14 protein-coding genes are annotated in these 14,121 nt (G+C 40.5%); 4 read left to right on the top strand and 10 right to left on the bottom strand.

Features of this window, described 5'->3' with window-relative positions:
* Nucleotides 1-9: 9 nt before the first annotated feature.
* Both VXK47_RS12190 and VXK47_RS12195 read right to left on the bottom strand, forming a co-directional pair.
* Entirely contained in the window at nucleotides 10-1,230 is a 1,221-nt protein-coding gene (locus VXK47_RS12190; protein ID WP_435549059.1) for an exonuclease SbcCD subunit D C-terminal domain-containing protein, read from the bottom strand.
* A gap of 289 nt (nucleotides 1,231-1,519) precedes the next feature.
* The gene (locus VXK47_RS12195; RefSeq protein WP_435549060.1) at nucleotides 1,520-1,651 is read right to left on the bottom strand and encodes a hypothetical protein; all 132 of its coding nucleotides are present in this window, start codon (nucleotides 1,649-1,651) and stop codon (nucleotides 1,520-1,522) included.
* A 152-nt stretch (nucleotides 1,652-1,803) separates the two neighbouring features.
* Between VXK47_RS12195 and recD2 the strand changes: the two genes are divergently transcribed.
* Entirely contained in the window at nucleotides 1,804-4,290 is a 2,487-nt protein-coding gene (gene recD2, locus VXK47_RS12200) for an SF1B family DNA helicase RecD2 (protein ID WP_435549061.1), read from the top strand.
* A 25-nt stretch (nucleotides 4,291-4,315) separates the two neighbouring features.
* On the opposite strand, the gene VXK47_RS12205 is transcribed toward recD2, so the two are convergent.
* From VXK47_RS12205 to VXK47_RS12240, 8 genes are all read right to left on the bottom strand, one after another.
* Nucleotides 4,316-4,468, bottom strand: a complete 153-nt coding sequence (locus tag VXK47_RS12205; protein WP_435549062.1) for a hypothetical protein — start codon at nucleotides 4,466-4,468, stop codon at nucleotides 4,316-4,318.
* Nucleotides 4,469-4,481: 13 nt separating this feature from the next.
* On the bottom strand, nucleotides 4,482-5,213 hold the full coding sequence (locus tag VXK47_RS12210; protein ID WP_435549063.1) for a hypothetical protein: 732 nt from the start codon (nucleotides 5,211-5,213) through the stop codon (nucleotides 4,482-4,484).
* Between the two features lie 74 nt (nucleotides 5,214-5,287).
* Entirely contained in the window at nucleotides 5,288-5,761 is a 474-nt protein-coding gene (locus VXK47_RS12215; protein ID WP_435549064.1) for a twin-arginine translocation signal domain-containing protein, read from the bottom strand.
* Nucleotides 5,762-5,861: 100 nt separating this feature from the next.
* Nucleotides 5,862-6,089, bottom strand: coding sequence for an addiction module protein (locus VXK47_RS12220; RefSeq protein ID WP_435549065.1), 228 nt, complete (start codon nucleotides 6,087-6,089; stop codon nucleotides 5,862-5,864).
* 90 nt (nucleotides 6,090-6,179) lie between these two features.
* Nucleotides 6,180-6,371, bottom strand: a complete 192-nt coding sequence (locus VXK47_RS12225; protein WP_435549066.1) for a hypothetical protein — start codon at nucleotides 6,369-6,371, stop codon at nucleotides 6,180-6,182.
* A 22-nt stretch (nucleotides 6,372-6,393) separates the two neighbouring features.
* Nucleotides 6,394-7,593, bottom strand: a complete 1,200-nt coding sequence (locus VXK47_RS12230) for an aminopeptidase (protein WP_435549067.1) — start codon at nucleotides 7,591-7,593, stop codon at nucleotides 6,394-6,396.
* Between the two features lie 54 nt (nucleotides 7,594-7,647).
* Complete coding sequence (locus VXK47_RS12235; protein ID WP_435549068.1) at nucleotides 7,648-7,893, bottom strand: cytoplasmic protein; 246 nt, start codon at nucleotides 7,891-7,893, stop codon at nucleotides 7,648-7,650.
* Between the two features lie 108 nt (nucleotides 7,894-8,001).
* The gene (locus VXK47_RS12240; protein ID WP_435549069.1) at nucleotides 8,002-9,711 is read right to left on the bottom strand and encodes a YgiQ family radical SAM protein; all 1,710 of its coding nucleotides are present in this window, start codon (nucleotides 9,709-9,711) and stop codon (nucleotides 8,002-8,004) included.
* 239 nt (nucleotides 9,712-9,950) lie between these two features.
* On the opposite strand from VXK47_RS12240, the gene VXK47_RS12245 reads away from it, so the two are divergent.
* The 3 genes from VXK47_RS12245 to hemB all read left to right on the top strand — a co-directional run bounded on the left by VXK47_RS12245 (nucleotide 9,951) and on the right by hemB (nucleotide 13,985).
* Nucleotides 9,951-11,729 (top strand): AAA family ATPase, encoded by a 1,779-nt coding sequence (locus tag VXK47_RS12245; protein WP_435549070.1) that lies wholly within the window; start codon nucleotides 9,951-9,953, stop codon nucleotides 11,727-11,729.
* A gap of 8 nt (nucleotides 11,730-11,737) precedes the next feature.
* Nucleotides 11,738-12,916, top strand: coding sequence for a 12,18-didecarboxysiroheme deacetylase (ahbC, locus tag VXK47_RS12250; protein ID WP_435549071.1), 1,179 nt, complete (start codon nucleotides 11,738-11,740; stop codon nucleotides 12,914-12,916).
* Nucleotides 12,917-13,007: 91 nt separating this feature from the next.
* A complete protein-coding gene (gene hemB, locus VXK47_RS12255; protein ID WP_435549072.1) occupies nucleotides 13,008-13,985 on the top strand; it encodes a porphobilinogen synthase in 978 nt (325 codons plus the stop codon).
* Nucleotides 13,986-14,121: the final 136 nt, after the last annotated feature.

Consider the following 14,121-nt stretch of genomic DNA (forward strand, 5'->3'; position numbering starts at 1 on the left):
ATTACCTCTTTATTCTGTCCGGCTGTCATCTTCGTTAATAGACATGATGGTCTCACGGTAGGCACGCAGCAATTCCGGCCTCTGTTCTTCCGGCACATCATGAAGCGCCAGACAACGATCAAACACATCATTAACATTTAAGTCATCTAAGGTTTCTTTATCGTTAATCTGATTTAGTACGCGCTCGATGATACGGTTGTTCTTAATCCGTAAAATCTCTATTTCAGTACCTGAAACAGCAGCTTCCAAGCGTTCGCGAAGATCACCGATTACTTTTTCGTCTTCATAAACGACTTCCAGCCAGACCTTTTTTTGGGAAAGCTCAAGAATCCGGGCCGAAATTTCTTCCCAGGTACCTCGTATGCGCTCAAGGCACTGGAAGACAGGTATCTTTATAAGCGCCACCGATGCTTCTTTGCCGGTAAACTCAATGAGACAGACACTTTTATCCTGGTTTGCTTCTCCAAAGCCAATCGGCAGAGGAGAACCGCTATAACGCATGACATCGGAATTATTAACCTTCTGAGGGACATGAAGATGCCCTAAAGCAAGATAATCGATGCAATCCGGGAAAATTCCGGCAGACACATGGATAAGTGATCCTGCATATAATTCGCGAACACCATCTCCGTCAACCGTCTGTCCTCCGGCAGTAAAAAGATGCCCTGTGGCGATAACAGGTATCCTGACACCAAGCATTTTGCGCTTTTGTTCAGCTATTTCGCATACCTTAAGATAGTGGGTACGTATACCATCGATCAGCTTTCGCTCTTTGTCATCAATATTTTCACCGGCTTCCGCCACCCGGATATCACGATCTCTGAGATACGGAACAGCACAAACGATAAGCTCAGGTATTCCTTCCCGATTATTAAGAAGAAGAACTTCATCTTCATAATTTTCCGTGACTGAACCGATCACATGGATATTGAGGGCCCGCAACAACTCCCTCGGGGCATTCAAAAACGAGGGCGAATCATGATTTCCCGCAATCACAATTACATGATGGCAGGAGGAGGCCACCCGGCACAAAAACCGGTAGTAGAGTTCCTGGGAATGATTGCTCGGGGTGCTTGTATCAAAAACATCGCCTGAAACAAGAAGAACATCAACTTCTTCATTGCTGATTGTACCGGCCAGCCAGGACAAAAAGGCTTCAAACTCCTCATAGCGTTTTCGGCCATAAAGGGTTTTGCCTATGTGCCAGTCTGAGGTGTGTAATATTTTCATTTTAATTGCCTTCAGGTAATCATCCTGCTGCGTCGAACGATTTACCGAAAAAATTCATATTCACGGGAGAAGAAATATAAGCCCCTGCTGATGCTGAGGGCTCAAATTATTAAACAATATATTTTTATAAACAATGCACAACTTTTAAACTAAAGTCACCCGAATTGCAAATGGCATGTTGAGCAGATTTTACAATTGCTGCAATAACCGCTTGTCTTTTGATTTTCTGCGGTTAGCAGACGTACCCATACCCAGTTATATCTGCCGAAGACAATGTCGCAAATATCGTTTAGAATTGAATAGATGATGCGTCACGGTCGTTTTCAAACAGGTTTCGCATTTCGGCAGGTTTATCCAGCGCCAGCCAACCTTTTCCTGCTGTAATCACCGGAATTTCCGTCGATTCCCAAATTATGCCCATGCGAATGTCTCCCTGTGGAATTACATCTGCTATAATAATTTGACAACTCATTATAAAGATGGAATGTTACAATTGCTATAAAAAATGAGGGCCTTGTTTAAAACAGGCCATTAATGGGGCAGTGCCGCAACATAAAAAAACCGTATCCTGATATGAAAAATGAACAAATCCATAGTCCGGGTGTAATCACAGAATCCATCCGAGGTATCGTAGACCGCGTCACATATCACAATCCGGATAACGGGTGGTCTGTTCTTCGTGTTTTTTCTTTCGATAATCCCCACCAGCAGGAAACAGTCACCGTTCATCAGACAAAGGTTTTTGCAGGGGCCACGATGGAATTTCATGGCTCATGGACAACGCATCCGAAATTCGGCCGCCAGTTTAAAGCCACAAAAGCAATAGAAAAAAAACCTGCAACAATTGCCGCATTGGAAAAATATCTTGGATCAGGGCTTATCAAAGGTATTGGTCCAAAGACTGCGCATAAGATTGTAAAACATTTTGGAAATGAAACTCTTGAGATATTTGAAAATGATATTAAAAGGCTCACGGAGATCAGAGGCATTGCTCAGCTGAAACTGAATATGATCTGTGATGCCTGGATTGAGCATCGAGCGATCAGAAAAGTGATGATGTTTTTACAGTCACATGGCATAAGCACTCTTTTTGCCGTAAGGATTTATAAAGAATACGGCGATAATGCCATTGAATATGTGAATGATGATCCCTACCGTTTAGCCCAGGATTTTTACGGCATCGGATTTTTTTCGGCAGATAGGGTTGCTTTAAGCATCGGTCTTGAAAAAGACAGCCCGCAAAGAATAAAAGCCGGGATCAATCACGTACTTGCCGCAAGCCGGGAATCGGGTCATTGTTATCTGACACAATCCCAAATTACTGCTCAGGTCAATGAACTTTTAGAATTAAAACTTGATGACCGGATACCTGATTATCTGGATCAAATGAAAAAAGATCAGCTGTTAATGGTTCGTGAACTTATAAATCCGCAAGGGATGGCCGAATCATGCTACTATTCAAAATCTTTATATTATGATGAAATGTATGTTGCCAACAGAATTTCGGATACGGAAAATCCTCCGGTTGCTGACAAAGAACGGATTGAGATCTGGATTAGCCGGTATTGTAAAGCAAAAAACTTTTCTTTAAGCATTGAGCAGGCTGATGCCGTCAAAGGTATAGTATGTGAAATGTTTTCTGTTTTAACCGGCGGTCCGGGCTGCGGCAAAACAACAACTACTATGATAATCGTAAAACTGCTTGAAGCAATGAAGTGTAAAATTCTGCTTGCAGCACCAACAGGCCGGGCTGCTCAGCGTATGATGGATGTTATCGGAAACGAATCCAAAACAATCCATCGCCTGCTGGAATGGCAAATGGGCCGGTTCAAGAGAAATGAAGAAAATCCTCTTGATGCGGATTTTGTTATCGTTGATGAATGCTCCATGCTTGATATCAGTTTGACTGCTTCATTGCTGAAAGCGATACCGCAGCAAAGCCGGATACTTTTTATCGGAGATGCGGATCAATTGCCTTCGGTGGGAGCCGGTAATGTGCTGCGCGATATTATAGCATCCGGTGCGGTCCCTTGTTTTGAGCTGAAAAAAGTTTTCCGCCAGGCCCAGGAATCTTCTATTATCCGTTATGCTCATCAGATTAATAATGGAGAAATTCCTCACATTGACTCCCCATTTAAAAAACCTGAAATATGGGAGCAAAAAACGGATTGTCTGTTTATGGATTCCGATGAGGCCACTAAAGAGCAGACAAATTTCGTTGCCAGGGTCAAAAGATTTCATGAATATCAACCGCTGAGGCAGTATAATACAACAGAAACCGAACCAAATCCGTACGAATTCAGAATAAATGAAACCGTAGCTCCCTACGAAACAGAATTAACCATTCCGAAAAAATTTCAGCATGTCAATCTGGAAGAAGTATTCAAGGCCGAAGGCAGGGTTGATGAATTGCTGTCTGTTTTAAATAAAGTCCATCCCTGGTCATCACTTCATTACGGCCTGTCAGCATTCGATGTTGTAAGGAGACTTTATCTGGAATGGATCCCAAAATATTTTGGAGAAAAAACCGAGATACAGATTCTGTCTCCTATGACAAGAGGCAGCCTGGGTACGGTCAGCCTGAACAGGATGATTCAGGAATCGGCCAATCCTGCACGGAAGGGAAGAGGAGAATTAAGTATAGGTGAGAGAATTTTAAGAGTCGGTGACCGTGTAATTCACTCCCGGAACAACTATGATCTTAATGTTTTTAATGGTGATATAGGAATTATTCAGCAAATCGATACGGAGGAACTTACATTATCGGTTTCATTTTTTCCTGACGGCCGGGTGGTTGAATATACGCGCGATGCAATTACTGAGCTGGCCCTGGCCTATGCCATTACGATTCACAAATCACAGGGAAGCGAATTTGAAGCAGTTATTATTCCGGTTTTGACGCAGCACTTTAAAATGCTTTTTAGAAATCTGATTTATACGGGACTGACAAGGGCCAAAAAGCTGGCTGTTCTGGTTGGAACACGTAAAGCATTAGCCATGTCCGTCAGAAATCAGGACACCAGTCAGCGGCAGACCTTGCTTAAGGAACTGCTGCAATAATATCGGCATGTTATCTTCAAAGCTCTTATCGCAACAGGCAAATGTCATAGCCCTGAGACTCACCCATGACAAGATGGGCGTTTGTTTCCAGAAAGTCCATGCCCTGTGGCAATTCTCCCACATGGCTCATATCATCGGATAACTGCGCATCACTCGTTGCTTCTCTCTTATTTGGCATCGCTTAGTCTCCTTTACAGAGCAAATTTGTTGTCTATAAAGTTTTTTACCTGCTCCGGTGTATAGTCCAGACATACGATAGGTTTTTTCTCAAGCTGCATGTTCCCGTTTACCAGTTTGACGGAAATGTTGCACAGCCAGTTTTCATTATCCCTTTTTTCAAAATCCGACCGGTAATGCGGCCCTCTTGTCTCCGTTCTCATCAATGCCGCCCGGCACATGGCTTCTACCATATCGATCATATTATAATTTTCAATGGCTTCTTTCCATTCCGTATTAAAAATTTTTGTCTTTGCAGAAACTATCATTCCGGGAAGGTCTTCTTTCCTGATCCGGACCAGTTCATTTATTGATGATTCGAGGTTGGCTCTGTCCCGTATAGGTCCCAAAGCATTAAAAGAAGCCTTTTGAATAGCATGTCTTACCGTATGAGGACGAATCGGTTTATTAACCTTTCTGTTAAGGATTCCATGGATTCGCGCAAATTCCTTATTTACAGGTTGCCAGTCTATTTTTTTTATCTGTACTTTATTTGCGTATTCAACGGCCTTAAGTCCTGAAAGAGATCCTGCGCACCTGCTCATATCAATACTGCCGGTTCTTGCGCCTCTTGTGCCGCCACCTGAGGGGCAGAAAAGACCGGGTATCTCGGTTGCAAGATTTTCATCAACAACCGGATGTCCATTGGATTCGTACCATTCGGGAGCTACTTCAAGAAGATTTTTTCTGATGTCAAATCCGAACAAGTCCTTGTAAGGTTTTATATTGCGTTTGTACAGGTCTCTTAAGCCTGCAATTTTGGCATCCGAACGGCAATCAATTAAACTCCACCGTGAGGACCGCCTTTTCCTTCAAGGATTTTTCTGGCAACCTCACGCGAAAATAATCCCCTGTTCATTTCCTCTCTGGGGATATTTTTCATCCAAAAGTCACCATTCTTGTCGCATATATAAGTATAGTCGACATCATCAGCGCCGCTGAATCCGAATGGCCCCTTGTCTACCATAAGCAGATTTACGCCCTGACCAAATGCCTCCATGGCAGCCGATACGGCGGCAAAACCGCCTCCAAGGATAAGTATGTCCGTATCATATACTTCGTAAACCGGCTCGGGCACAGCAACAGTCTTTCCCTGAACCGGAATTTCCGTTTTAGTGTCTTTGGAGCCTGAGGCAGCACCGGCAAGATTGACCATGCCCATACTTCCTGCTATACCGCCGGCCAGAAGTCCGGCATTTTTCAAAAACTTTCTGCGCGATGTTTCCTTATTGTCCTTCTTTTCCTTTGTTGCCATCTTTATCACTCCTTTCAAGAATCGAGAGTAAATCTATATGCGTCTGATTGTCTGAAGCTTGTTTGGCCATGATTTGAAAAAAGTGGATGGAATGAATAGGTCATTTGCAATCAAAAAGCTTTCGGACGTTTTGCATCACCTCAATTCCCGGTATCGCTTTGACTTTACCGCTTCTAACCTCGTCGCGACGTTTTTTTGCCTCGGTCAGCCAAATTGCACTAATTGATTCTTGGTCAAGACTTTCGATAAGTTTTTCGGCCAGAAGAGCCCTTGCTTCGCCGGACAAAGCCATGGCCCTTGTTGCTAATTCGTCTGCAGATAAAGTCACAGCTCGCTCCTCTTCAATATAATTTGGTTTATTTTACAATAAATAAGTTAAAGATACAAGTATCTTATTTAATTTGAATAGAACCGGTTCTTATCCGGTATATATTTCAATATCCGTAATTTGATCCACATTGAGATAGGGCTTATAAAGTAAACCTGAGTTTATCCCTTCACAATGAAATTGGACGCAGGTGCCCATTTGAACAAATATGGTGATCTTTACCGGCTCCGGGAAAAAAGGTCCTGTAACGATTTGGTTTGTTTTAAGTTCAGTAATTTTCATAAAAATTCCTGTTTCAGGTTTATCAAATCGGGAACTTTCCGTTTTCATAAATGGTAACGGTTTTCCCTGATTCCAGATTGGCTGTAACTCTTTTTTTCTCGGTATTAACCAAATCCCAGTGCAGAGCAGAATCGTTGAATCCGAGATTTTTCTTGATTTCCTTTGTAAGATTTTTAGGATTTCCGGAAAATGTATCCGAATAGGATGAACCTAAGGCGATATGACAGTTGCCAAAGCTTCCGCCGTAGTTTTCATCAAAAAGAGTATTTGCCATAAACTTTTTTATTTTTGAAAATCTTTTATCCGTTAAAGAAAACTCTCCTATCTTGTTGGCTCCCTTATCCATGGCAAGCTGATTTTTTACAAATTCTTCTCCTGTCTCAGCCTCAATTTTTACTGCCTCGCCTTTTTTAAACTCAAGCCGTACATTTTCAACATAATTGCCGCTCCGGTATGAAGGCTGATTGGCAAAATATACACCTTTTGTATTTCTCCAGTCAGGAGATAAAAACAGTTCAAAGCTTGGGATATTATGGCCGGATATACCTATCCATTTTCTCTGATCACCGGGCGTGATTTCAAGGTCGGTATTTTCAGATTCAATATGAAATGTTTTTACACTCATGCTGTTAAGCCATTTTTTTATACGGGCTGCATCCTGGTATACTTTCTGCCATTCCTCAACTGGCGATTTTTTATTAAGAAAACATGCGGCGGCAATTTCATCTGTATATTGCTTTATGCTCAGCCTGGCATGCTTTGCCAGTTCTTCAGTCGGAAGCATGCACAAAGTCCAGCCGAAAATGCCTTCCTCTTCTCTTTTATCAAGTATATCCTTTAAATGCTTTCTTGCAACTGTTGCCTTGCCGATTTTTTTCGGATCAACTCCGCGAAGGTGAGTAATGGATTCCGGCGCATGGAGAAAAATACTTCCATTTATATTTTTGTAAAGTTCTTCTTCGCCCGGAGCTGTGAATATAAGCTGTTTGCTGTCTGCAATATCGAAAAAATTTCTTTCCATAACCGGAGTTACGCCAATTCTTAAAACCGGATTAATTCCAATTTTAAGCAGTTTTTCATTCAGGATTTCAGCAAGCCTTAAAGCAGGCAGATTAAATCTGATTAAAACAATGTCGCCTTTTTTATATTTTCCTGATCTGGCGGTCTTAAGTCCCCATATAAGCACATCAGCATAGTTTACTAGTTGTTTTTCCGTTAGCATAAATTATCCTTTAGGTTGTTATGGTATGACGGATTTCTTATGAGTCCTTCATACTCAATCTTTTAGAAAAAGCTGATGATACTCGGCTTCGCTTAAATGCTTTTTCATAATTTTTGTTATCATAGAAAAAATCTCTGAAAGTTCTTCATCGGAAAGCCTGCCGATTAATTTTTCCATCAGTTTATCATCTGAAAATTTTTGGAGATAATACTGAATAGTATATTCATCAGTTTCCCTGTCCATGCCAAAACCAACAAGGCCTGCGTATGTTTCGACAAAATTATGTGAATGTATTCCCATAGTTCCTTTCCTTATTTTCAATATTTTATATGAATAAAATAACCAACGGTCAATACAAGTTTTTCCTAATTCTTTTTTCCGTTCTAACAGCTGATTGGAAGAAGAACTTTATTTATTTTTATGCGTTACGTTTCTTTTTGATGTAATAATTTGCTTAAGCTTTTCTTTTTTCGGGATGTCTTTTTCAACATAGATCTTATTTTTATTAAAAGGATTAACTTGCGTATAATACATTAAAGTCGAATAAGTTGAAGGTGTCGGGGTAAAAATCTGTACCTGTTCGGTATTAATTTTTAACCTGTTTGATATAAACGACTTCATTTTTTTTATTTCATCTTCATTGCATCCGGGATGCGACACCATGAAATAGTATGTAAGATACTGCTCTTTTCCTGCTTCTTTTGTGTGCTTATAAAACTTGTCAACAAACTCAAGAAGTGAATTTGTTCCCGGCTTTCCCATCAGCTTTAAAATTTTTTCTTCGGTATGCTCGGGGGCAATTTTAAGCTGGCCTGATATATGATGCAGTATTATCTCTTTTAAATACTTTTCACCATTTATTTTGTCGCCAAGCAGAAGATCATATCTTATGCCTGATGATATAAATATTTTTTTGATGCCGTTTATTTTTCTTAAACTTTTAAGCAGTTTTATCTGCTTTTGGTGATCGGGTTTTAACATTGAACAGATTTTTGGGTGTATGCATCGTTTATCTGTACAGCTTCCGCCTGAAAGCTTTTTTTCACATTCAAATCCGTACATGTTTGCCGTTGGCCCGCCAACATCAAGAATATATCCCTTAAAATCAGGATGCGCCGCCAAAAGTTTTGCCTCCCTGATTATTGATTTTTCACTTCTCCAGCTTACTGTTGTTCCTTCATGCATCGAAATAGCGCAAAAATTACACTCACCATAGCAACCTCTGTGAGTCGGAATTGAAAATTTAATTGTATCAAGAGCCCTCACCTGCCCGAACTTTTTATGATATGGATGCAAATCTCTTTCAAAATTCAAATCATAAACAGCATCAAGCTCTTTAGATAAAAGGTATGGAGCCGGAGGATTATGAACAAGATACCTTAAATCATGCTTCTGATACATGCCTTTTGCTTTTAAAGGATCATTGTTTCGGTAAAAAACATTAAACATATCAACGAATGCGTTTTTATCGACAAGCAAATCATTAAATGAACAAAGTTCAATATAGCCTTCGCGTGGCTTGTTTGATATATAGCAAATGCCCGGAATATCTTTTGCATCGCTGCCATCCCTTAGCCGGTTTGCCAGCTCGACTGTGGTTTTTTCTCCCATACCGTAAACAATATAATCGGCTTTTGCATCAAATATTATAGATTTACGCAAACGGTTTGACCAGAAATCATAGTGCGGTATCCGTCTTAAGCTGGCTTCTATTCCGCCAAGAACTATGGGTCTTGTTTTTTTGAAATATTGTCTTACAAGATTTGAATAGACAATAACAGCGCGATCCGGGCGACGTGTATTATTTCCGCCGGCTGTATAATCATCTTTTTTTCTTCTTTTTTTCGAGGCAGTGTAGTTTGCAACCATTGAGTCTATGCATCCGCCTGTAATGCCCCAGAAAAGCCCGGGTTCGCCCAGGCGGCTTATATCCGTTTTTGAATTTATATCAGGCTGAGCAATGATTCCGACGCGAAAGCCTTCTTTAATCAGCAATTTTCCGATTAATGACACTCCGACAAAAGGGCTGTCTATATAGCTGTCTCCTGTAACAAGAATGACATCCAGCGAATCCCACCCCAGTTTTTTAACTTCTTCTTTTGTTGTTGGAATAAACATATAAAATATATTCGGAAACTTTTATGATTATAATATAAAGTAATTGTTGATAATATTTAAAACAGCGGTTCCATCTTGTTTTAATATTTATAAAAAATCCAATAATATGCTATTATAAACAAAACTGTATCAGATATAGATTCCGGTTGAAATGAGTTTTGTTGGTTCTGATGGACTTTTTGCCGGCCTATCTGGTCATCTGCTTGCTTTTTAATTTGTTGGTGATTATATTCGAAATTATGAAAACGATAAACGAAAAAATACCTAATATTGAAGAAATTGAAAAAGAGATCGGCAGCTTTCTTTCAAAAAAGTTTGGCGGAACGGTCAGACTTGCTTCCACCGTACCTTTGAGCCAGGAGGAGGAGACCGAACGAACAGGTTGTTTGGGTAAGAACGATAAGAAATTAAATTTTGATCTGAAACCGGAAAGTCTTATATCTTATCTCGACCAGTATATAATCAGGCAGGACAATGCAAAGGCTGTTCTTGCCACAAAAATATGCACACATTATAACAGGATCAAAACTTTCAATTCATACCCCGATCTTGCAGATGACATGTTTTGCGGTGTTAAAAACAATGTTCTGATGCTTGGCCCTACAGGTGTAGGCAAAACCTACATGATAAAATTAATAGCAAAAAAGATAGGAGTTCCTTTTGTAAAAGGCGATGCCACAAAATTCAGTGAAACTGGTTATGTAGGCGGAGATGTTGAAGATCTTGTCAGAGATCTTGTAAGAGAAGCCGACGATAATATTGAACTTGCCCAGTACGGAATCGTATATATAGATGAAATAGATAAAATTGCGTCAAGCCATAATTTAATCGGAGCCGATGTTTCCCGAACAGGTGTTCAGCGCGCCCTCTTAAAACCGCTTGAAGAGACGGAAGTGGATATGAAGGTGCCCCATGATCCGATTTCAATGATGCAGGAAATCGAACGCTTCCGCAGAACAGGCAAAAAAAACAGGCGGGTCGTAAATACAAAGAATATTCTTTTTATAGTAAGCGGAGCTTTTTTTGATCTTGCCAAGATAATTCAAAAACGCATTGCCAACAATACCATAGGTTTTGGGTCAACTACCCCTAAAACAAGAAGCTATGCCAATGTGCTAAAGCATGTAAAATCCGAAGATCTTATTGAGTTTGGTTTTGAATCCGAGTTTGTAGGCCGCCTGCCCGTGAGAGCCGTATTGGAAGATTTAGATAATAATGATCTTTTTGAAATATTAAGCAATCCGAATAATCCAATTATCCTTGGGAAAAAGCTGGATTTTGCGGCCTATGGAATAGACATCAAATTTGAAGAAAAAGCACTGCGGATTCTTGCAAATCGCGCTTTCGATGAAAATATCGGCGCCAGAGGGCTGGTAAGCGCTATAGAAAAAGCGCTTATTATATTCGAAAGATATCTTCCATCGACAAAAATTAAAAAATTTCCCGTTACGGCAGATGCCATTGAAAACCCGAAAACCTATCTTGAAAACATGATATCGGCCCATAATGAAAAACAGGAAAAGCAATACACAGACGATTTTGACAGGTTTGTCGAGCAGGAAAAAGTATTTATCAGAAATTATCTGATTGCAAATAGCAACTCTCTTTCACAAAGATATAATCTTACACTTACTCAATCGCGCATAAATCTGATATCCGATTATTATTCCTCTCACATTATGGATGTCGGCGTTATAATCCGGAAGATAAAAACATTATGTGATGAAATGAAAAATTTCGAATTAAAATTTTTCAAAAATCATGATACAAACATAGTCATTGAAGATGATGCAATTGATTTTACCCTGGAACAGGTTGTTAACTCTTCTGTTAAGCCGGAAGATATTTATAATAAGATAAGTATAAATTTTGAATACGGCTTGAAACTTATAAAAGAAAAAACGGGGAAAAACCGTTTCTTTATAACACGCCAGGCCCTTATTGATCCTGATGCTTATATCAGCGATATTTTAAAAAACGGACTTGGTGAAACCGAAAAACAACCGGAAAAGGGTTAACTAATAAAATGATTGGAATATCCAAATTGTATTGCGGTACAGTAGAACCGTCGGATACTCTTCGCTACAATCGCAGTTCTTCGCAGCTTCCATCACATCTTTTACAGTTTTCATCCGATAAGAAACCTGTTGTTGTCTGGAATGTTACAAGACAATGTAATCTAAAATGCATTCACTGCTATGCACATGCGAAAAGCAGACCTGTTGATGATGAGCTTTCAACCGCAGACGGAATTAAACTTATTGATGACCTTTCTCAGTTTCAAGTGCCGGTAATCCTGTTTTCAGGCGGCGAGCCTTTGATGCGAAAGGATCTTCCCGAACTTGCCGGTTATGCGGTCGAAAAAGGAATGAGAGCGGTAATATCAACCAATGGAACGCTGATTTCCGAACAAACTGCGAAAATATTAAAAGAAGTAGGCCTTTCATATGTCGGAATAAGTCTTGATGGCATGGAAGAGATAAATGATCGCTTCAGGGGAGTAAAAGGCGCTTATAAGCAGGCTCTGGAAGGCATTAGAAATTGCATGGATGCCGGGATAAAAGTCGGATTGCGATTTACAATCAACAAATATAATTTCTATGAAATACCGAAAATATTCAACCTGCTTGAAGAGATGGAAATCCCGCGCGTGTGTTTTTATCATCTTGTCTATGCAGGCCGGGGATCAAAGCTTGTAGAAGAAGATCTTTCCCACAGCCAAACAAGATCGGCGGTTGATACAATAATTGATCTTACCCAAAAGCTTTTTGACAAGGGAAAGCAAAAAGAAGTACTTACTGTTGATAACCATTCGGACGGCCCCTATATTTATTTAAGGCTTTTAAAAGAAAATCCTGAAAGAGCAAAAGAGGTTCTTGAACTCCTCAGGATGAATGAAGGGAACAACTCGGGAAGAGGCATCGGGTGCGTAAGCTGGAATGGCGAGGTTTATGCAGACCAGTTCTGGCGTCACCACAGCTTTGGGAATATAAAGGAAAGGCCGTTTTCGCAAATATGGACGGATTTATCCGATCCTTTGTTAAAAAAGCTTAAAGAGAAGAAAAATCATGTAAAAGGGAGATGCGCCACATGCAGGTGGCTTGATATATGTGCCGGAAATTTCAGGGTCCGCGCTGAAGCCATAACCGGCGATGTCTGGGCGCCTGATCCGGCATGTTATCTGACCGATCAGGAAATATCATAATATAGCGAATGGCGAATTTCGAACAGCACAAATCTTTGTCCGGTGTGTTGTTTGATATTTGAAGTGAAAACTGAAAACAAGGAGTATTTGTATGCTGTTTCCGGATTACAGGCCGAGGCGTTTAAGACAAAAAGAAGCTTTCCGTAGATTGATACGCGAAACCGAGCTTGGCGTAAATGACTTTATTCTTCCTCTTTTTGCTATAGGCGGCAAAGGAGTTAAAACACCCATACAGTCAATGCCGGGGCATTTTCACTTTTCAATTGAAAATCTGGTGGAAATATGCAGACAAGCCTATGATCTGGGTATACCGGCAATAATGCTTTTCGGGATACCGGATAAGAAAGACCTTCTTGGAACCGGTGCATATTCAAAAGACGGAATTGTTCAAAAGGCAGTCAAAACCATAAAAAACAAGCTTCCCGAACTTGCTGTGATTACCGATGTATGCCTTTGTCAGTATACGGATCATGGCCATTGCGGAATTGTAAACGGAAATACTGTAGACAATGATGCAACGCTTGAACTTCTTGCCAAAACCGCCTTGTCACATGCAAAAGCAGGCGCCGATATGGTGGCGCCTTCGGATATGATGGACGGAAGGGTAGCCGAAATCCGCGATACACTCGATGAAAACGGTTTCAGTCATATCCCTATAATGTCGTATTCGGCTAAATACTGCTCGGCGTATTACGGCCCTTTCAGAAGCGCTGCCGATTCCGCACCAAAATTCGGAGATCGAAGATCCTACCAGATGGATCCTGCAAACGGGCTTGAAGCCATCCGCGAAGTTACAATGGATATTGAAGAGGGGGCCGATATAATTATGATAAAACCGGCCTTGCCCTACCTTGACATTATATACCGGGTCAGGCAGGAAATAGATCTTCCAATTGCAGCATATAATGTCAGCGGTGAATATTCCATGATAAAAGCAGCAGAAAAAATGGGCTGGATAGACGGGAAAAAAGTCATGATGGAGACCTTAACTTCCATTAAAAGAGCAGGCGCTGATATGATACTTACCTATTTTGCAATTGAAGCGGCAAATGAATTATTAAAAAAATAGAGCCAGTTTCAAAACGTCCCATTTAGGCCGATCTCTGCGTTGGGCTCAAATTTTAATCCTCGAAATACTAAATGTATTCCTGTGGTTAAAATTTTCGCCCGCCTTGACCTTGACCAAACTGAAACGTTTTGAAAGT

The organism is Desulfobacterium sp. N47, from assembly GCF_051233685.1.
Lineage (GTDB): Bacteria > Desulfobacterota > Desulfobacteria > Desulfobacterales > RPRI01 > RPRI01.